Origin of the sequence: Marinobacter azerbaijanicus, assembly GCF_030250645.1 — a bacterium.
GTDB classification, from domain to species: domain Bacteria; phylum Pseudomonadota; class Gammaproteobacteria; order Pseudomonadales; family Oleiphilaceae; genus Marinobacter; species Marinobacter azerbaijanicus.
Genome location: NZ_JASSVS010000005.1, coordinates 115158 through 134016, shown reverse-complemented (window position 1 = coordinate 134016; position 18859 = coordinate 115158). Strand labels below are relative to the sequence as shown.

The following is an 18859-nucleotide window of genomic DNA, read 5'->3' as shown; positions in this document are numbered from 1 at the left end:
GCGGGCATCAGTTTGTTGGCCATGGCATCAGTTCCACAACAGGATGGGGCTGGAAGCTTCCCAGGACACAAACACCGTATCGCCCCAGGTCGGTCGCTCACCGCGGCGTTCCACGTTGGCCATAGTGGCCTGAACGCGCTTGCCGCTGGCCAGCTTCACGTAATAGGACGTGATGTCTCCCAGGTATGCGATGTTGTCCACGGTGCCACAGCTCCAGTTGGTATCACCTTCTGGCTTGTCGCTGGTGAGGTAGATCTTCTCCGGGCGCAGGGCCACGAGTGTCGCGGTACTCTCTGCCGGGGTGGTTACGCCCCGATCGATAAACACCGGTGCGTCCAGAGCATTACTGTTAAGCGTAATGCTGTCGGATTCGTCTTCCAGGATATTGGCCTCGAAGATATTCACCGAACCGATGAACTCCGCGGTCATGCGGCTGTTCGGGCTCTCGTAGATATCGATGGGCGAACCCACCTGGGCAATGCGGCCCTGGGCCATGATGGCGATGCGACTGGCCATGGTCATGGCTTCTTCCTGGTCGTGGGTGACCATCAGGCAGGTGGCGCCCACCTTTTCCAGGATGTCCACCAGTTCCAGCTGCATTTCCGTGCGCAGTTTCTTGTCCAGCGCGCCCATGGGCTCGTCCAGCAACAGCAGTTTCGGCCGCTTGGCCAACGAGCGGGCCAGGGCCACACGCTGCTGTTGGCCGCCGGAAAGCTGCTGCGGTTTGCGTTTGGCAAAGCTCTCCATCTTGACCAGTTTCAGCATGGCCTCAACCCGGTCGCGAATCTCGCTTTTCGGGAGTTTGTCCTGTTTCAGCCCCATGGCAATGTTCTGCTCCACCGTCATATGGGGAAACAGTGCGTAGGACTGGAACATCATGTTGGTGGGTCGCAGGTATGGAGGCAGGGCGGTAATGTCCTGGCCATCCAGTACAACGCGACCGGCGTTGGGCGTTTCAAAGCCTGCCAGCATGCGCAGCAACGTGGACTTGCCGGAGCCGGAGCCACCCAGCAGGGCGAAAATCTCGCCCTTGTGGATGTCCAGGCTCACGTTATCCACGGCCAGCGTGCTGTCGAAGCTCTTGGAGATGCCCTGAATGCTGAGTAACACCTCCGCTTGCGCGGAGGCGTTGTTGCCGTTTTCCACCCCTTAACGACCAGACTTCACGTTGGTCCAGGTGCGGGTCATCAGGCGCTGTGCGTCCTGGGGCCGACCTTCCATGATGTACAGCTTCTTCATCACCTCGTCGGTGGGGTAGATGCTGGTGTCGCTAAGAATCTCCGGATCAACGAATTCGTTGGCCGGCTTGTTGGGGTTGGCGTACCACACGTAGTTGGTCACGTCCGCAATGATCTCCGGGCGCATCAGGAAGTCCATCAGCTTGTGGGCGTTTTCCACGTTCGGCGCACCGGCCGGGATGGTCATCATGTCGAACCACAGCACCGCGCCCTCCTTGGGGATGGTGTAGCGGATCACATTGCCGTTGCCGGCTTCCTCGGCGCGGGCAGCGGCCTGCAGGATGTCGCCGGAGTAGCCGGCAGCCACGCACAGGTCACCATTGGCCAGGTCGGCAATGTAACGGGATGAGTGGAAATAGGTCACGTTCGGGCGGATGGCCTTGATCACCTCGCCGCCTTTCTTGATGTCCTCGGCGTTGATGCTGTTCGGGTCCAGACCGATGTAGGCCATGGCCGCGCGTACCATCTCCTCACCGGAATCCAGCATGGCAATGCCACAGCCGCCGGCGGCGAGCTTGCCGGTGACTTCCGGATCAAACACCAGGGCCCAGGAGTCGGTCGGGGCGTCGTCACCGAGGATTTCCTTAATACGGCCCTCGTTGTAGCCATAACCGTTGGTGCCCCAGAGGTAAGGCAGGGAGAACTGGCTGCCCGGGTCGACCTCTTCCAGGTCGTCCATCAGGTCCGGGTTCAGGTTGGCCATGTTCGGCAACCTGGCGTGGTCCAGTGGCTCGAAGGCCCCGGCGGAAATCTGCTTGGCCACGTAGTGGTTGGAAGGCACCACCAGATCGTAACCGGAACGGCCGGAGAGCAGCGCCGCTTCCAGGATCTCGTTGCTGTCGTAAACGTCGTAGATCACCTTGATGCCGGTTTCCGCGGTGAACTTCTCCAGCGTGTCCTCGGCAATGTAATCAGACCAGTTGTAAACACGCACTTCTTCCGCTGCAAAGGCAGAAGGCGCACCCAATGACACAGCAATAGCGGCGGCCAGCGCCGCAGGCTTACACAACTTCAACATCGGTGGTGTCCCTCACTGAAAAGGGATGGATACAAAACGTGCAGGACGCACGCGTTCTTGTGCGGGTATTCGCGCGATATGTAACACGAGAATACGAGCTGCGCTACGAAAATTTTATTGGTGGGGATCGGGGGTTGTGCTTATGAGGATGTTTCGTAGGTGGGCAATCTGGAGCGTGGTTTATCCCTATCTTGCAAAATGCCGCGGAAAGCAGGATAAAGGAGCCTTGAAACTCCCTGTGCCGGCCCGTCGCCACGGGCCTGTTTGAGTTCTGGAAGGCTTACCTTATGGGTTCTGGTTTTGCGAGCGCCAACGCGTTTCTTCAGGCGCATCCCGAGCTGCAGTTTGTTGACCTGCTGATTCCGGATATGAATGGCATTGTTCGCGGCAAACGGGTGGACCCGTCGTCGCTTGCGAAGGTGTTTGAGCGGGGCGTGGCCATGCCGGCTTCCATCTTTGCCCTGAACATCCAGGGCACGACCGTGGAAGAAACGGGCCTGGGCCTGGACATTGGCGAGGCGGACCGGGTGTGCCTGCCCATCGACGCCACCCTGACCATGGAACCCTGGCAGAAGCGGCCGACTGCGCAGCTACTTTTGACCATGTATGAGCTGGATCGGGAAACGCCGTTTTTCGCAGATCCACGCGTGGTGCTGCAGAACATCGTCAAGCGTTTCGGGGAGCTGGGGCTGACCCCGGTTGCCGCCTATGAACTGGAGTTCTACCTGATTGACCAGGAGAACCTGGCTGGCCGTCCCCAGCCCCCCAAGTCGCCGATTTCCGGCAAGCGCCCGGCGGGCACCCAGGCTTACTCCATTGATGATCTGGATGAATACGCGGAATTCCTGGCGGATGTGCTGGATGCGGCCCATGAGCAGGAACTGCCGGCGGATGCACTGGTGGCGGAATCTGCCCCGGGGCAGTTCGAGGTCAACCTGCATTACGTGGCTGATGCTGTGCGCGCCTGTGACCACGCCACGCTTTTGAAGCGCCTGATCAAGAACATGGCCTACGACCACGAAATGGACACCACCTTCATGGCCAAGCCCTACCACAACCAGGCTGGCAGCGGCATGCACCTGCATGTAAGCCTGGTGGATGGAGAAGGGCGCAACGTGTTTGCCGGCGATGCAGAGCAGCCAAACGATATTCTGCGATGGGCAATCGGCGGGCTGGTGGCCACCATGAACGATGCCATGGCGCTGTTCTGCCCCAACATCAATTCCTACCGCCGGTTCAGTCCGGAGTATTACGTGCCCAGTGCGGCCACCTGGGGCGTGGACAACCGCACCGCTTCACTGCGCCTGCCGGGCGGAGATCCGGATGCCCTGCGCATCGAGCATCGCGTCGCCGGGGCCGACGCCAACCCGTATCTTCTGATGTCGGCAGTTCTGGCGGGCATTCACTACGGCATTTCCAACCGGATTGAACCGCCTCCTGTCACCGTCGGTAATGCCCATGAACAGCATGAAGCGACTCTGGTGAACAACCTGCGGGATGCGCTGCGGGAGCTCGGCCAGTCAGCGGTGATGGCGGAGTACCTGGGCAGCCAGTTCCTGGATGTGTTCGTGGCCTGTAAAGAGCACGAACTGAATGAGTTCGAGATGACGATTTCGGACCTGGAATACCTGTGGTACCTGCACACCGTTTAAACAACCACTATTCAATCACCAGCCAGGTGGCCTTGAGTTCGGTGTACTTGTCGAAGGCATGCAGGGACTTGTCCCGGCCGTTGCCAGACTGCTTGAAACCGCCGAAGGGCGCAGTCATGTCACCACCGTCGTAGTGGTTGATCCAAACGCTGCCGGCTCGAAGCGCCTTGGCGACCCGGTGAGCGGTATTGAGGTTTGATGTCCATACCGCGGCTGCGAGGCCGTAGATGGAATCGTTGGCAATGGTGATGGCTTCCTCGGCAGTCCTGAAACCAATGACCGACAGCACAGGCCCGAAGATTTCCTCCGAGGCGATGCGCATGTTGTTATTCACCCCATCAAACACCGTGGGCTGGACGAACAGGCCGCCGGTGTCTTCCATCACTCGCTGACCACCTTCCACCAGAGTTGCCCCTTCAGACTGGCCGATGCCGATGTACTCAATGATGCGATCCAGCTGTGCCTGGTCAACGATTGCGCCACAGGTGGTTGCCGGGTCCAGCGGATGGCCCGGGCGCCAGGTTTTCAGGGCCTCACGGATCAGCTCGATGAATTCGGCACGGATGCTTTCTTCTACCAGCAATCGGCTGCCGGCAGTGCACACTTCGCCCTGATTAAAGGCGATGGCGCTGGCGGCTTCGGCGGCGGCTTTTTTCAGGTCCGGGGCATCTGCAAAGACGATGTTGGGGCTCTTGCCACCGGCTTCCAGCCACACCCGTTTCATGTTGGACTGACCAGCATAGATCATCAGCTGCTTGGCCACGTTGGTGGAGCCGGTGAACACCAGGCAGTCCACATCCATATGCAGGGCCAGGGCCCTGCCCACGATGTGTCCATAGCCGGGCAGCACGTTGAACACCCCGGAGGGGATGCCGGCTTCCTCCGCCAGTGCGGCCAGGCGAATAGCGGTGAGCGGGGATTTCTCCGATGGTTTGAGAATCACCGAGTTGCCGGTGGCCAGGGCCGGGGCAATCTTCCAGGCGGCCATGATCATCGGGAAGTTCCAGGGCACAATCGCGGCGATCACGCCCATGGGCTCGCGGGAAATCATGCCGATCTGGTTGTGGGGTGTGGCGGCCAGTTCGCCGTACACCTTGTCGATGGCCTCGGCAGTCCATCGAATGGCGCGGGCGCTTGCCGGCACATCCACGGCGCGGGCGTGACTGATGGGTTTGCCCATGTCCAGGGTTTCCAGAAGGGCCAGTTCGTCGCCATGGGCCTCGATCAGCTCAGCGAAACGAATCAGAACGGCCTTACGTCCGGCGGGCGCCAGTTGGCTCCAGATACCGCTGTTGAAGGCGTCTCTGGCGGCAGCAACCGCAAGGTCCGCATCAATGGAGTCGCAGCTTGCCACGTTGGTCAGCGTGCGCCCGTCCAAAGGGCTGATACTGGCGAAGGTCTCACCATTGCTGGCCCATTGGTAGGCACCATTCACATAGGCGCGGCCCTCATGGGTGAGCTGGCCTGCCAGGGCCTGCCATCCGGCCTGATTGGTGGGAGTGGTGGCGCGTTCGGGATGAGTCATGGTTGCCTCTCAGGCAAGGGAATTGGCCAATCATAGCAGCACTTTCGCGGGCAATCGCGGCTTCTGATATAGGTAGAAGAACGTGTCTTCACGAATCGGTGGTCCTGGCATAGACTTGCCTCGGCGGCCGTGTCATCAGTCGCTTCCGGATCAACCCGTCACTCTGGATGGCGCACTATTATGACCCAGTACCCCCCGGTTCCCTCCTACTATGCGGCCACGGCCAATGAGGCGCCACGACGCCCCGCGCTGCAGGGGCAAATTCAGGCGGATGTGTGCGTTGTGGGGGCCGGGTATACGGGGTTGTCCACCGCGCTGTTCCTTGCTGAGGCGGGTTTCCGGGTGGTGGTGCTCGAAGCGGCAACGGTCGGCTGGGGTGCCTCTGGTCGCAATGGTGGCCAGATCGTTAACAGCTTCAGCAGGGATCTGGACAATATCGAGCGCCAGACCACACCGGATCATCTGCGCCTGCTGGCAGACATGGCCTTTGAGGGCAGCCAGATCATTCGTCAGCGAGTGCGGGATTACCGCATCTGCTGCGATCTGAAGGAGGGTGGCATCTTCGCGGCGCTGAACCCGCGCCAGCTCAAACATCTGGAAGCCCAACAGGCGCTGTGGCTAAAGTTCGGCTATGACAAACTGGAACTGCTGGATCGGGATGGCATCCGCGCACGCGTTGGCACCGATCGTTACGTTGGCGGCGCCATCGACCATACTGGCGGCCATGTCCATCCCCTGAACCTCGCACTCGGCGAAGCCGCGGCGCTGGAATCCCGGGGTGGGGTGATCCATGAGCACGCCGAGGTCACGCAGATTATCCCTGGCCAGCCGGCCACCGTAAAAACCCGCGACGGAGAGGTCCGGGCACAGTTTGTGGTGCTGGCGGGCAACGCCTACCTGGGCGGCCTGGTGCCGGAACTGGGCGCCAAGTCCATGCCCTGCGGCTCACAGATAATCACCACCGAGCCGCTGGATGAAGCCACCGCAGAACGGCTGCTGCCTCAGGACAATTGCGTGGAAGACTGCAACTACCTGCTGGACTACTTTCGCCTGTCCGGTGACAAACGCCTGATCTATGGTGGGGGCGTGGTCTACGGTGCCCGCGACCCGGCCAACATTGAACGGCTCATCCGCCCCAATATGCTGAAAACCTTCCCGGAACTGGCCGGCGTGAAAATCGACTATGCCTGGACCGGCAACTTCCTGCTTACCCTGTCCCGCCTGCCGCAAATGGGCCGGCTACAGGATAACGTGTTCTACTCACAGGGCTGCTCCGGCCACGGTGTTACCTTCACCCACGTGGCGGGCAAAGCCCTGGCGCTGGCCATCCAGGGCCAGGCGGACCGCTTCGACGCCTTCGCCAGCCTGCCCCATTATCCATTTCCGGGCGGGAGAGCGTTCAGGGTGCCGCTGACGGCGCTGGGGGCCTGGTATTACGGATTGCGGGACCGGTTGGGGGTGTGAGTAGACAGGCAACTTATGTGCTTCTGTAAATCGCCAACTCCCGTCCGTGCCGTTCGGGGCTGGGGTCGTCGATGGATTCCACGGCTTCAATCCGGGCAATGTAATCCGCCGGAAGGCCGTTTTCCCGGGCGCCGGTAAGCACGTGGTCCTTGTACCAGTGGAAAGGTTTAAGGGAGTCATCGATGCGGGTGGCAAAGTACATCCAGGCCTGAAGGTTACCTTCTGGAGCTGCCAGCTCCACCTGTTTCTCATCGTAGCCAAATCCCAACGCCTCATGCTTGTCCAGATCAGGCTTTTGTGAATCGGCAATCTCGTAAACCACACCAACAACCCGGTCTTCCGGGTTGCCGGTCTCTTCCGCATCGCATTTGGCAGAGCCGTCCATGGCGGCCTTGTGGAAACGCAATCGATGGTTGGGCAGCTCTGCCACAGTCTTGAACCGGGCCGATGGGACCCGGGCCTGAAGCCTTCGCTGTGACATGTTCGAGCCGTAGCAGAAGCAGAGCATGGAGCCTCCCGATTCGTTATCCCACAAACATTTTCCTGGCCAGCGGCAGCCCCTTGAAGCCACTAACCGCCACCGTAGCAAGTAACCCACCAATCATCGCCCCGGCCACGCCGCAGGTCATCACATCCTGGCCGGTCAGGTAGAGGCCGGGAATGCGGGTTCTGGGCTTCAGCCAGTCCTGTTCGAAACGGCTCGGCGTGTGGTTCAGGCCGTAGATCTCGCCCTTGCTGTAGCGGCAGAAGTAGTCGGTGGAAAGAGGCGTGGACAGCTCGTAGTAGTCCACCTTGCCTTCCAGGTGCGGAAACTTCTCGTACAACTTGGCCAGCAGCCGTTGGGCATAGGCTTCCTTTCTTGCTTCGTAGTCTTCGCCGCGCTTGCCCCAGGTTTTATCCGCCCATTCCTCATACCACTCATAAGGCCCTGGGGCGACAATCTCGATGGTGGCTCTGCCGGGGTAACGCTCGGCAAAGCTCGGGTCCTTGGCGGAGGGGAAAGAAATGTAGGTCAGCGGAATGTCGGTCTCATCCGGCGCCGCCATGAAGTCGCTCACCTGTTTTTCGTAATTGGCGCCCGGGTAGATCCAGTAGTTGGTTTTTGGCAGCTTCAGGTTTTCGGCCGTATCCTTCAGGCCGATATAAAGACAGTTGCTGGCCATGGAGCGTTCCACGGTTTTCAGTTTCTGCTGGTAATAGTCCCGGTGTGGTGCGGATTGCGGAAGCAGCCTGTCGAAGGTATTGAACACGCCGGCATTGCTGATCACCAGCGGAGCGCGGACTTCCTCGCCGTCAGCCATGTGCACGCCAACCGCCTTGCCTTTCTCGATCAGGATTTCTTTCACATCGGCGTAAGTGAACACCTCTCCGCCGCTGCGCTGTATGACCGGGATAATGGTTTTTGCCATTTCCGAAGCGCCACCGACGGGATAGTAGCCACCGTAGAGATAGTGGCGCGCAATCAGGGCATGAATAATAAAGCTGGACTCGGCTGGCGGCAGGCCATTGTCGCCCCACTGGCCGGTAAGCACGGCAATCAGTTCCTGGTTGCTGGTCAGGCCTTCCAGTACTTCACGGGTCGGGCGGTTCAGGAATGAGGGCGCAGCACGGTTTACCAGTTTGCGCAGGGGGCCGGCTGCCAGGTCGGGCAGCACTTTGCCGATAACCAGCCCCGGCATGGCTTTGGCGACTTTCTTGAGGTAATCCAGGTAGGTGTCGATGGCCTGTTCTTCGCCGGGGAAGGCTTGTTTCAGTTCGGCTTTGAAGTTGTCCGGCCCGGCCACCAGGTCCACATGGCGGTCGCCGATGAATATACGGTCAAAGTGGCTGTCCATGGGCGCCCACTTCAACTGGCCGTCGGTGATGTGATCAAAAAGGCGCTTGGTCAGGGTGTGGTCCGCACCCACGTCGCCGATGTAATGCACGCCCACATCCCATTCGTAACCGTTACGGTCGTAGCTATGGGTGAAGCCGCCGGCGGTGTAATGCTGCTCGAACACCACCACTTTCCTGCCCAGTTTGCTCATGCAGGCAGCGGTGGTCAGCCCGCCGATGCCTGAGCCAATCACAATGGCGTCGTAGGGGCCTTCAAGGCGATTGGCACGGTAACGACGGCCGACACGAATGGTGCTTGGTTTGGGGCTACTCATGATGTGGTGTCCTTGTCAGGTTGTTCATTATTGGCCAGAGAGCCGTCCAGAAGCAGGGTGACAACACCCTCTGCCAGATGGGGTTCCACTTCTGGTCCTGGTAGGTGACCGTCGATGGTCAGTTGCGAAAGCCCGTGTACCAGGGACCAAGCGGCAGCTGTCATCAGTGGCAGGGGAACAGGCTTCACGTAACCGACCTTCTGGGCCCTGGCAATGGTGTCTTCCAGAACCTGAAACGCGCCCTTGCCCGCCTGATCCAGGCGTGGGTGATCGCCCTTGGGTAATACGCGCCCGCCAAACATCAGCCGGTAAAGGTAGGGTTCGTCCTGTGCAAAAGATACGTACACCAGGCCAATATCAATCAATGCCCGCCGTGGGCTGGATTGGTCCACGGCCAGCAGGCGTTCCTGCAGGGTTTCAAACCCGCTAACGGCCAGCTCAGCGAGCAGGCTTTCCCGATCAACAAAGTGCCGGTATAACGCCGGTGCGCTGACGCCAATCTGCTTTGCCAGGGCCCTCAGGCTGATGGCCGCATCGCCATGTTCCCGCAGGGTTTTCAGGGCTAACTGGTGCGCCTGCTGGGGCAGGTCACCGTGGTGGTAGGTGACTTTTGAAGGAGTCTGGTTTCTGACCATAAGTTATCACCTGTAACATTGTTACAGGTGATAACATCACGAGATGGGGAGGGTTGTCAAACGAATTTCATGTGTGGTTATTTGGCTGTGATTGTCGCCATGACCAGCTTTCCATCCATGCGGACAGGGCCATCTTCCTTGGCGCCCAGGGTGTATTCGAAGGTGCCGGTTTTCATGCCGCCGTCTTCACTGTGGACCATGAGCATCAGCATATCACCGGAAGCGACTTCTTCGGTGAGTATGGCGGCTACGTCCATATTCTTGCCTTTTTTGAGCGGCGCGTGGCCAACCACCGGGCCGGGTTTCATGGTTTTATCAGTGCGGTGGACCACCAGCCAGCCGTTTTCCTCTGTCATCACTTTTTTGGCGGTCACAGTGCCTTCAGACACCGATTGGTCGTCTCCCCATACACCAACTCCGGAATGGTCACCCGCGAGGGCAACGCCCGAGGTCAGAGCGGCAGAAATCAGGGTGGCAGTCAGAAATGCTGTGATCTTTGTGTGCTTGCTCATTGCCTTCTCCTTGCAGTCTGTTTACCCCATCCCTTCGGTTTTTCCGGATGGGCTACAAGCAGCTACGGGCCGTGAGGGCATAAAGTTGCAGGTGCGGGTAAATATTTTCGGGGATACTCAAGCATTTCCTACTCGTCTTTTCCGCCACTCTCCTCCTGTTCGTCATCAGAGGGCCGGTTATTTTTGCCGGAGAAATCCGTAGCGGCAAAGACTTCTGACAGAATGGATTGTTCGATGTAACTCCGCTGTCCGGATTTGGTGGGCAGCCGGACCGTGAGGTGGATTTCGCTCGCCACCGGGGCCTGGATGGTCACCCGCGGGTCTACCGAGGGCACTTCCAGACCTCGTAAAACGCCAACCTTGTTCATGTGTTTGCGGACCGCTTCAAGATAGGGCTCGCAATGACGATTAGCGGATTCCAGCAGGGCTTTCTGGGCAGCATGCCAGTCGTCCTCGCGTTTGAAGGGTACGGTGAAAACATGGAAGTCCCAGTGGTCGGTAAAACTTTCGTTGATGACCGGTTCAGAAACGAACAATGCGTTGGGCACGACGATCATCCGGCCGGTGCGTTGGTGACCTGTCTTGCCTGGGCCAACCTCCAGAATGGTGGTTGCCAGCAGGGTCTGGTCGATGACGTCACCGCGGAAGTCTTTCACCTGTATACGATCGCCCAGGTTGAAAGAGCCTGCCCCGCTTTTGAGGATGGCACCGGAAACACAGAGGATCAATTCCTTGGTAGCGACCACAAAGGCAACAGCGATAGCGACGATGGACAGTGCCAGGGAGCGTATCTGGTCACCCCAGATCAACGCCAGGCCCAATATTCCCAATAACAGGAAACCATTGCGGAAGTTGACCAGCAGCCGGCCCCGTAACTCCGACGACACCACGTTTCGCCGTATAAACCGGGCAGTCAGAGTGCGCAGGATAATGATGGCCAGAATCAGAAGCCCGGTGCTGATCAGCAGTCTCAGCATGGAGTCCGGCAATGAGAAATTTTCAGGCACCAGGGCCAGGCTCTCAAACATGTAAGGTCCCGTTATGTATCAGTGTGGTGGGTCGTAGTCGGGGAAGCCTAGCTTTGCAGGTCCTTTTTTATCTCTTCAAACTCCTCCCGTGTGATCTCTCCCCTGGCGTATCGCTTCTTGAGTATTTCCATGGCGGATTCAGAATCTTTGTGATGGCTTGATGAGCCGTCAAAGTCATTCGACCAGGGTGGCCTGGGGCCGCCCCGCCCGAACACAAAGTAAATCAGGATGCCAAGAACAACGACCATTACGATCGGCATGACAACGGGAAACAGCCACCAGCCGCCCCAACCAAAATGCTCTGGCCCCATATCGTTTCTCCTGTCCTGCTCGATGAGATTGATCCGCTGCAAGCAGTCTAGATGTTATCCGGAGTGATTACACGGAAGTCACTGTGCCCTGATTGTCTGCCCCCTGCTGCTTGCGCCAGCGCACTGGCGGCAAGCCTGTCCATCGACGGAAAGCACGATAGAATGTACTCACCTCCGCAAAACCCAATGACTCGGCAATTTCGGGCAGGGCTGCGCCGCTATCAGCCACCGCCTGAAGCGCCTTTTCACAGCGCACCTCATCCAGCAGGCCGTCGAACGTCTGCCCCTGTTCCATAAGCCTTCTAGCCAGAGTGCGCTCGCTGATACCCAATGCATCCGCAGCTTCGGCACGTCGTGGGAGAACCGGGCCCAATCGGGCAGACAACCAGCGCCGAAGTTCGGGAACGGAAGCGCTGCTCATGGTAAGGGCGGCCAGGCGTGCCTTTGTGTAGCGCTTGTGCACCTGGGCCAGTTGGGCATCGGCCTGGGGCAGAGGTTGATCCAGTACCGTGTTGTCCACCAGCACACCGCTGAAGGCCTGCTCGAATTCCACCGGGCAATGAAATGCAGCCTGGTATCCCTGTAGCGGCCCAAGCCGGGCCTGGCTGAACTGAACCCGTTGGGGTTGCATCCGGGTGCCGGTTACCCAGCTGGCGAAGCCCACAACCGCCGCGAGTACGGCTTCGATCTGGTGAGGGCTGAATGCCAGTTGACCCTGTCGCGGATGGTAGACCAGCCAGGTGGCAGTATTGCCCGGCAGCACCTGGAAACGCCCGCCATCGGAGATCAGACGCTGGAATCGCTGAACCATGATCACAGCCTCCCGCAGGGTGGCTGCGGACTGCAGCGCAAACCCCACGCCACTGATGCTCATCGGCGTGAATTCGGCCCCCACCTTCAGGCCAAAGCCAGAGTCGCCGGTGCAACGCTCCGCCGCATGCCAGAGCCGCGTAATGTCATCAATGGGCCAGCGTTCATGCTCACAGGCAGTGGCGGGAATACCGGCTGTCGCCAGCAGGGTATCCGTGTCTACGGAAAGCCTTTGCGCCGCAGCAATGACGGTATTCACCCAGCCGATGGAAACGGTGGCCTCTAATGTCAATTTTGCTGGCCTCTGAAGTCAATTTGTAAACCATGGTACCGGTATATCTTTGAACGTGACAACTCATTGCTATCAAGTCGGATACACATCATGGCCAAAGTAATTGCTTCAGATGTTCTGGTGGTCGGGGGAGGGCTGGCAGGTATCGTCACGGCACTCGAAGCCCTGCGAGCCGGAAAGACGGTTACCCTGGCGGACCGGGATACGGCTGAACGAATGGGCGGCCTGGCGCTGTGGGCCTTTGGCGGGATGATGCTGGTGGGTACGCCCTTGCAGGAACGCATGAAGATAGCGGATTCGCCCGAGGTTGCCCTGCATGACTGGCTAACCTTCGGAGAGCTGGCTCCCGATGACGACTGGCCCCTGCAGTGGGCGCGCTATTATGTCGAGCATTCCCGCACTGAGGTTTATGACTGGCTGCGCAATGAGGGCATCAAATTCCTGCCGGCCGTCAATTGGGTAGAGCGCGGCCGCTTCGGCGATGGTAACCGTGTGCCCCGCTATCATGTGGTGTGGGGCACCGCCCGGGAACTGGTGCGCTGCCTGCTGGCGGCGCTGCAACGTGAAAACAGCGGCGGCAGGCTGACTGTTCTGCACCAGCACCGGATAGTCGCACTGGACCACGAAGGCGGCAAATTGTGCGGCGCCCTGGCAATCAACGAGGCAAACAGCGAGGAGGTACGGCTGACGGCATCGGCGGTGGTGCTGGCCACCGGTGGCATCAATGGCAGTCATGATGAGTGCCGCGCCAATTGGCCCACCGACCGCCCCCTTCCTGCCAACATGCTTAACGGCGCCCATCCTTACGCGGATGGGCGGATGCATCACTGGGTTGCCGACCGTCTGGGTGGCCAGATCACCCACGCCGGGGAGATGTGGAATTACGCCGCCGGTTTCCCGCATCCTTACCCACACTTTCCCGGCCATGGCCTTTCCACCATTCCCTGTAAATCCGCCCTGTGGCTTAACCACCGGGGCGAACGCATTGGCCCGGAGCCTCTGGTGACCGGGTTCGACACCCATTGGTTATGCCAGCGTGTTGCAGAGCAGGAAAAGCCCTGGACCTGGCACCTGCTCAACTGGCGCATTGCCGCCAAGGAATTTGCCATTTCCGGTGCCGAGCACAATGCACGGATCAGGGACAAGCAATTCCCCCTGTTTGTGAAAGAGTTGTTGCTCGGGAATCACCCGCTTGTGAGACAGATGCAGCGTGAAAGCCGTGACTTCCTGGTGGCGGATAGCCTGAATGAACTGGCCGGGAAAATGAACGCCCTGACCTGTTCCCATGACATCGACGCCGCCACACTCCAGGCCACCGTGGATGCCTTTGATGCCAATTTCACAGCCGGTACCCAGCTTCACAATGACCCGCAGATCCGCCTGATCCAGCATGCCCGGGAATGGAAGCCCGACCGCCTGCGCACCTGCAAACCGGCACCCCTGCAAAAACCCGGCGCAGGCCCCTACATCGCCATCCGCATGCAGCTGATTACCCGCAAAAGCCTGGGCGGACTGCAAACCGATCTGCAAAGCCGGGTGCTTGATGCCGGGGGTGTTCCCGTGGAGGGCCTATACTGCGTGGGAGAAGCTGCCGGCTTTGGCGGCGGTGGTGCCAACGGAAAACGTTCCCTTGAAGGCACCTTCCTGCCCGGCTGCATCATGACGGCCCGAGCAGCGGTGCGATCCATTGTTGCAGGAGGCTGACGCCCATGACCCCGAAGTTTGGTTACCCGGTCACCGCCGAAGACTACCGTGAAAAGGCCCGCGCCCGTCTGCCCGGATTTATGTTCGATTACCTCGACGGGGGAGCGACCAGCGAGCAGACCCTCCGCGCCAACGAAACTGACTGGGAAAACATACATCTGCGCCAGCGGGTGTTGGTGAATGTCGACCAGGTGGACACCACAGCGACTCTGGTGGGGCAGACCTGTTCCATGCCGGTGGTACTGGCGCCATTGGGGTTGGCCGGCATGATGGCAAGGCGGGGGGAGGTGCAAGCAGTGCGTGCCGCCAACGCCGCAGGCATTCCCTTTACTCTGTCCACCGTGGGCATCTGCCCGGTGGAGGAAGTGCAGGCCGCCGCTACTGAGGCGGCCTGGTTCCAGCTCTACATGATCCGCGACCGTGCCCGGGTCGAAGCATTGCTGAAAAAAGCCTGGGACGCCGGTTGCCGCACTCTGGTGTTTACCGTCGACCTGCCACTGCCGGGCATGCGGCATCGGGACTTCCGCAATGGCCTGGCCAGCACCGGCCCGCGCTCCAAACTGCTGAAGATCCAGCAACTGCTCTCGCGCCCGGGCTGGTTGTGGAATGTTGCCGTGCGCGGCGGCCCCCTCAGCTTTGGCAACCTCAGTGATGCCGTACCGGATGCAAGCAACCTCGACGCGTTCAAAGAGTGGATTGATACCCAGTTTGATCCCACCGTCACCTGGGCAGACATTGAATGGATACGCAAACACTGGCAGGGCAAGTTGCTGCTTAAGGGCATCCTGGATGTGGAAGATGCCCGTCAGGCGGCGCAGGTAGGTGCAGATGCCATCGTGGTGTCCAACCATGGCGGCCGCCAGCTGGACGGCGTTGCCTCTGGCGCCGGCAAACTGCCGGACATTGTCGAAGCCGTCGGCTCACAGACCGAAATCCTTGTGGATGGTGGTGTTCGCAGCGGTACGGACGTGTTTCGCGCCCTGGCCCTGGGTGCCCGGGGCGTGATGATCGGTCGCCCCTGGGCCTGGGCACTGGCCGGTGGCGGTGAAGCCGGGCTGACCCGACTGCTGACAAGCTGGCAACAGGAATTGCGGCTGGCCATGACCCTCACCGGTGTTACAGGTATTGCCGAAATCGGCACAGATCAACTGGATAGACCCAATAACCCTGAATTCCGAAAGGCTGGAGAACAACAATGACAAACGGCGCACAAGCTTTGATGAAAACCCTGGTGGATGCGGGCGTGGAAGTCTGCTTCAGCAATCCCGGCACCAGCGAAATGCATTTTGTGGCTGCCCTGGATGATGAGCCCCGGATGCGTGCCGTACTCGCCCTGTTTGAAGGTGTTGCCACCGGCGCGGCCGACGGTTATGCCCGCATGGCCGACAAGCCTGCCGCCACACTGCTCCACCTGGGTTGCGGCCTGGGTAACGGCCTGGCCAATCTGCACAACGCCCGCAAGGGCAAGGTTCCGGTGCTGAACATCGTTGGTGACCACGCCACCTACCACGTCAAATATGATGCCCAGTTGCAGTCCGACATCGAGACCGTGGCACGCAACGTCTCACCGGGTTTTGTCCGTACGGCCAGCAGCACGGAAACGCTTTGCCAGGACGCCGCCGAGGCTATTGCGGCCGCGCGCACAGCACCCGGTCAGGTCGCGACCCTGATTCTGCCAGCGGACGTTTCCTGGGGAGAGGGCGGTGTTCCCAGTGCACCCCTTGCGCCACCGGAACCGGCACTGGCGGATGATGCCACCGTTGACGCAATCGCCTCAGCGATTCGCTCCGGCAAGAAAACCGCCCTATTGATGGGTGGGCATTCGCTACGGGAACCCAGCCTGCTGGCGGCGGCGAAACTTGCCGCTCACAGTGGGGTTATTCTGATGGCCGAAACCTTCCCCACCCGTATGGAAAGGGGTGCCGGCCTGCCTCCGGTAGAACGCCTGGCGTATCTGGCGGAACTGGCCACTGTGCAACTGACCGATATTGATCACCTCATCCTGGTGGACGCAAAGGCTCCTGTTTCCTTCTTCGCCTATCCGGGCAAGCAGAGTTACCTGGTGCCGGATAGCTGCAAGGTGCACACCCTCGTGGCGCCGGATCAGGACATCACCGGCAGCCTGAACAAGCTCAATGACGCCCTGGGCGCCAGTCAGGCTGAACCGAAGCTTCAGAACAGCCAGCGCCCGGGCAGGCCGAGGGGTAAGCTGACGGCAGAAAAAGTCTGCAAGGCGGTGGGCCATCTGATGCCGGATAACGCCATTCTTGTGGACGAAGGCATTACCTCCAGCCTGATGTTGTCAGTGATGACCGCAGGAGCGCCGAGGCATGATCTGCTGACCCTCACCGGTGGCGCCATAGGCCAGGGCCTGCCGAACGCCGTTGGTGCTGCCGTTGCCTGCCCGGACCGGCCTGTACTGGCGCTGATCGGTGATGGCACCGCCATGTACACCATCCAGGCCCTGTGGACCATGGCCCGTGAACAACTCAATGTGACCACCATCATCTTCAACAATGCCTCCTACTCGGTGCTGAACATAGAACTCGAACGGGTTGGAGCGGAACAGGCCGGTGCCAAAGCCAAATCCCAGCTCGACCTGCGTGGCCCGGTGCTTAACTTTGCCGAGATGGCGCAAGGCATGGGGGTGCATGCGGTGAGGGTTGATACCGCGGAAGATATGAACAAAGCCATGGAATACGCCCTGAGCATGCCGGGGCCACACCTGATCGAAGTGATGATTCCTGAGTCACTGAGCGGCGTGAAACGCCGGATACTGCCGTGGATGCTGCGCGCATTGCCCAGCCTGCCGTTGTCGGTTACCAAGGCATTGAAGAGGAAGCTGGCGCCGTGAACACTGGTTAATCCGGGGACAGGTACAGAATTGGGGTTGACGTCTTTTGGTTAATCCGGGGACAGGTACAGAATTGGGGTTGACGTCTTTTTGCTCCGAGGTTAACGTGCGTTAACATGAGTATAACCAAAGATACGATTCTAGCCTGTGCCAGGGACCAGTACATCAGCGACGGGTACCGCGGGCTTTCGATGCGCAAAATAGCTCAAAAGGCGGGCATTAGCGCGACCGCTATCTATCGCCACTTCAACAACAAAGAGGAACTGTTCCATCAGGTAGTGGAAAAAGGCTTCAATACATACACCTGGTACCTGGCCCCCGCACTTCAGGAGCCCACGGCCCAACTGCGTTTCAGGAAGACCCTGGAACTCGCCTTGGGCTTCGTGCTTGATCATCCCCGCTATTTCGAACTCATTTTTATAAGGTCGGATATCAAGGACGCGCTCGTCTATCGCGATGACCTGAGAGCCAAGTCGAAGGTGTCTTTCGATTTCTATACCGCCAGGATCAGCGAGTGCATGGAAGAAGGTTATCTCCGTAAAGATAACCCCAGTGAGATCTCCGTACTGTTGCTGGGTGCCTATATCGGTTTCTTTTCCCTTTATTTGTCCGGGCTTCTGCCCCGGTCAGAAGAGGAAATGGAAAAACTGTATTGGCGTGATATTGATCGGTTGCTAGCAGGAATTGCCAACACCTAGAAAATTTTTTGTCTTTAGGTTAACAGGTGTTAACTTTGAAATTAACGGAAACTGCCACAACCCGCAGGAGAGCAGACGTCATGGATCAACCCATTACATCCCACAGGATTTATCTGCAGAAGCCTGAATTTCACCTTCACTACCTTGAAGCCCGTACTGGCAATCAGGGCGACGATGAAGTCATCCTTCTGGTCCATGGCTGGCCTACTTCGTCCTATCTCTATCGCCACATGATGGTTCCACTCTCTGCCCACCACCGGGTGATCGCGATCGATCTGCCAGGTTTCGGAGGCTCCGACAAAGACCCCAATGCCTCGTTCAGTTTCAGGTATCACGCCAGCATCCTCCAGGCCTTCGTCGACCAGCTTGGGATTCAAAAGGTTCACCTGGTGGTTCATGATCTGGGTGGGCCCATCGCCCTCTGGTGGGCACAGCAGAACCAGCAGATGATCGCCAGTTACGTGTTGCTGGACACAATCGTCTATCCGGACTTTTCCTGGGCGGTTAAGCTGTTTGTGTTGATGACCATGGCAGTTGGTGTGCGCACGTGGTTTAGCAGCCCCTCCGGCATATCGTTCGCCATGAGGCTCGGAGTCAGAAACAAAAAAAGGCTGACCCGGGAGGTACTTGCCGGCTATCAGGCTCCCTACACGGGAACCGCTGACGACGCGGGAGCAAGAAAGGCCCTGTTACGCAGCGCCCACAGACTTCACGTGGACGGGTTCAAAACCATTGCAGACAGCCTTGAAGGCATTCAACAGCCAACCTGCCTGATCTACGCCGAAAAGGACAGGATTCTGCCTGAGGTAGCCAAGACCATGAAACGGGTCGCGGCTGCGATACCCCAGGCCACGACCCACTGTATTGCCGACTGCGGACACTTCCTTCAGGAAGAAAAGCCGGAAGCGGTAGTAGAGATTCTGTCCCGGTTCTACCGTGGTGAACTGTGAGAAACAGGGCATGGCTTC

General features: G+C 59.3%; 17 protein-coding genes. 7 read left to right on the top strand and 10 right to left on the bottom strand.

Annotation, left to right across the window (positions count from 1 at the left end):
* Positions 1 to 27 precede the first annotated feature (27 nt).
* Both potA and QPM17_RS11615 read right to left on the bottom strand, forming a co-directional pair.
* The gene (potA, locus tag QPM17_RS11620) at positions 28 to 1146 is read right to left on the bottom strand and encodes a polyamine ABC transporter ATP-binding protein (RefSeq protein WP_285390910.1); all 1119 of its coding nucleotides are present in this window, start codon (positions 1144 to 1146) and stop codon (positions 28 to 30) included.
* 3 nt (positions 1147 to 1149) lie between these two features.
* A complete protein-coding gene (locus QPM17_RS11615) occupies positions 1150 to 2256 on the bottom strand; it encodes a polyamine ABC transporter substrate-binding protein (protein ID WP_285390908.1) in 1107 nt (368 codons plus the stop codon).
* Positions 2257 to 2543: 287 nt separating this feature from the next.
* On the opposite strand from QPM17_RS11615, the gene QPM17_RS11610 reads away from it, so the two are divergent.
* Positions 2544 to 3908, top strand: coding sequence for a glutamine synthetase family protein (locus QPM17_RS11610; RefSeq protein ID WP_285390907.1), 1365 nt, complete (start codon positions 2544 to 2546; stop codon positions 3906 to 3908).
* A 7-nt stretch (positions 3909 to 3915) separates the two neighbouring features.
* Here the strand turns inward: QPM17_RS11610 and QPM17_RS11605 are convergent, their stop codons facing one another.
* The gene (locus QPM17_RS11605) at positions 3916 to 5433 is read right to left on the bottom strand and encodes an aldehyde dehydrogenase (RefSeq protein ID WP_285390906.1); all 1518 of its coding nucleotides are present in this window, start codon (positions 5431 to 5433) and stop codon (positions 3916 to 3918) included.
* A 180-nt stretch (positions 5434 to 5613) separates the two neighbouring features.
* On the opposite strand from QPM17_RS11605, the gene QPM17_RS11600 reads away from it, so the two are divergent.
* The gene (locus tag QPM17_RS11600; RefSeq protein WP_285390905.1) at positions 5614 to 6897 is read left to right on the top strand and encodes an NAD(P)/FAD-dependent oxidoreductase; all 1284 of its coding nucleotides are present in this window, start codon (positions 5614 to 5616) and stop codon (positions 6895 to 6897) included.
* A gap of 13 nt (positions 6898 to 6910) precedes the next feature.
* On the opposite strand, the gene QPM17_RS11595 is transcribed toward QPM17_RS11600, so the two are convergent.
* From QPM17_RS11595 to QPM17_RS11565, 7 genes are all read right to left on the bottom strand, one after another.
* Positions 6911 to 7432 carry a gamma-glutamylcyclotransferase family protein gene (locus tag QPM17_RS11595; RefSeq protein WP_285390904.1) on the bottom strand — a complete coding sequence of 174 codons (522 nt, stop codon included), beginning with the start codon at positions 7430 to 7432 and terminating at the stop codon, positions 6911 to 6913.
* The gene (locus QPM17_RS11590) at positions 7422 to 9047 is read right to left on the bottom strand and encodes a phytoene desaturase family protein (RefSeq protein WP_285390903.1); all 1626 of its coding nucleotides are present in this window, start codon (positions 9045 to 9047) and stop codon (positions 7422 to 7424) included. Before QPM17_RS11590 ends, QPM17_RS11595 begins: the two co-directional genes overlap by 11 nt.
* Positions 9044 to 9682 carry a TetR/AcrR family transcriptional regulator gene (locus QPM17_RS11585; protein ID WP_285390902.1) on the bottom strand — a complete coding sequence of 213 codons (639 nt, stop codon included), beginning with the start codon at positions 9680 to 9682 and terminating at the stop codon, positions 9044 to 9046. Before QPM17_RS11585 ends, QPM17_RS11590 begins: the two co-directional genes overlap by 4 nt.
* A 77-nt stretch (positions 9683 to 9759) precedes the next feature.
* Positions 9760 to 10194: a DUF7282 domain-containing protein gene (locus QPM17_RS11580; protein ID WP_285390901.1), complete on the bottom strand. Its 435-nt coding sequence runs from the start codon at positions 10192 to 10194 to the stop codon at positions 9760 to 9762.
* 128 nt (positions 10195 to 10322) lie between these two features.
* Positions 10323 to 11222 carry a mechanosensitive ion channel domain-containing protein gene (locus QPM17_RS11575; protein ID WP_285390899.1) on the bottom strand — a complete coding sequence of 300 codons (900 nt, stop codon included), beginning with the start codon at positions 11220 to 11222 and terminating at the stop codon, positions 10323 to 10325.
* 47 nt (positions 11223 to 11269) lie between these two features.
* The gene (locus QPM17_RS11570; RefSeq protein WP_285390898.1) at positions 11270 to 11533 is read right to left on the bottom strand and encodes an SHOCT domain-containing protein; all 264 of its coding nucleotides are present in this window, start codon (positions 11531 to 11533) and stop codon (positions 11270 to 11272) included.
* Between the two features lie 67 nt (positions 11534 to 11600).
* Positions 11601 to 12635, bottom strand: a complete 1035-nt coding sequence (locus QPM17_RS11565; protein WP_285390897.1) for an AraC family transcriptional regulator — start codon at positions 12633 to 12635, stop codon at positions 11601 to 11603.
* A 90-nt stretch (positions 12636 to 12725) separates the two neighbouring features.
* On the opposite strand from QPM17_RS11565, the gene QPM17_RS11560 reads away from it, so the two are divergent.
* The 5 genes from QPM17_RS11560 to QPM17_RS11540 all read left to right on the top strand — a co-directional run bounded on the left by QPM17_RS11560 (position 12726) and on the right by QPM17_RS11540 (position 18841).
* Entirely contained in the window at positions 12726 to 14339 is a 1614-nt protein-coding gene (locus QPM17_RS11560) for an FAD-dependent oxidoreductase (protein ID WP_285390896.1), read from the top strand.
* Between the two features lie 5 nt (positions 14340 to 14344).
* On the top strand, positions 14345 to 15538 hold the full coding sequence (locus QPM17_RS11555) for an L-lactate dehydrogenase (RefSeq protein WP_285390894.1): 1194 nt from the start codon (positions 14345 to 14347) through the stop codon (positions 15536 to 15538).
* The gene (locus QPM17_RS11550) at positions 15535 to 17193 is read left to right on the top strand and encodes an acetolactate synthase large subunit (RefSeq protein ID WP_285390893.1); all 1659 of its coding nucleotides are present in this window, start codon (positions 15535 to 15537) and stop codon (positions 17191 to 17193) included. The genes QPM17_RS11555 and QPM17_RS11550 overlap by 4 nt, the downstream gene beginning before the upstream one ends.
* A 116-nt stretch (positions 17194 to 17309) precedes the next feature.
* Positions 17310 to 17891, top strand: coding sequence for a TetR/AcrR family transcriptional regulator (locus QPM17_RS11545; RefSeq protein ID WP_285390892.1), 582 nt, complete (start codon positions 17310 to 17312; stop codon positions 17889 to 17891).
* A gap of 80 nt (positions 17892 to 17971) precedes the next feature.
* On the top strand, positions 17972 to 18841 hold the full coding sequence (locus tag QPM17_RS11540; RefSeq protein ID WP_285390891.1) for an alpha/beta fold hydrolase: 870 nt from the start codon (positions 17972 to 17974) through the stop codon (positions 18839 to 18841).
* Positions 18842 to 18859 lie beyond the last annotated feature (18 nt).

Coding starts and splice junctions, on each gene's coding strand:
- QPM17_RS11540 (WP_285390891.1), top strand. CDS start 17,972: ATGGATCAACCCATTACATCCCACAGGATTTATCTGCAGAAGCCTGAA.
- QPM17_RS11590 (WP_285390903.1), bottom strand. CDS start 9,047: ATGAGTAGCCCCAAACCAAGCACCATTCGTGTCGGCCGTCGTTACCGT.
- QPM17_RS11610 (WP_285390907.1), top strand. CDS start 2,544: ATGGGTTCTGGTTTTGCGAGCGCCAACGCGTTTCTTCAGGCGCATCCC.
- QPM17_RS11605 (WP_285390906.1), bottom strand. CDS start 5,433: ATGACTCATCCCGAACGCGCCACCACTCCCACCAATCAGGCCGGATGG.
- QPM17_RS11555 (WP_285390894.1), top strand. CDS start 14,345: ATGACCCCGAAGTTTGGTTACCCGGTCACCGCCGAAGACTACCGTGAA.
- QPM17_RS11560 (WP_285390896.1), top strand. CDS start 12,726: ATGGCCAAAGTAATTGCTTCAGATGTTCTGGTGGTCGGGGGAGGGCTG.
- QPM17_RS11585 (WP_285390902.1), bottom strand. CDS start 9,682: ATGGTCAGAAACCAGACTCCTTCAAAAGTCACCTACCACCACGGTGAC.
- QPM17_RS11580 (WP_285390901.1), bottom strand. CDS start 10,194: ATGAGCAAGCACACAAAGATCACAGCATTTCTGACTGCCACCCTGATT.
- QPM17_RS11545 (WP_285390892.1), top strand. CDS start 17,310: ATGAGTATAACCAAAGATACGATTCTAGCCTGTGCCAGGGACCAGTAC.
- QPM17_RS11570 (WP_285390898.1), bottom strand. CDS start 11,533: ATGGGGCCAGAGCATTTTGGTTGGGGCGGCTGGTGGCTGTTTCCCGTT.
- QPM17_RS11575 (WP_285390899.1), bottom strand. CDS start 11,222: ATGTTTGAGAGCCTGGCCCTGGTGCCTGAAAATTTCTCATTGCCGGAC.
- QPM17_RS11615 (WP_285390908.1), bottom strand. CDS start 2,256: ATGTTGAAGTTGTGTAAGCCTGCGGCGCTGGCCGCCGCTATTGCTGTG.
- QPM17_RS11600 (WP_285390905.1), top strand. CDS start 5,614: ATGACCCAGTACCCCCCGGTTCCCTCCTACTATGCGGCCACGGCCAAT.
- QPM17_RS11550 (WP_285390893.1), top strand. CDS start 15,535: ATGACAAACGGCGCACAAGCTTTGATGAAAACCCTGGTGGATGCGGGC.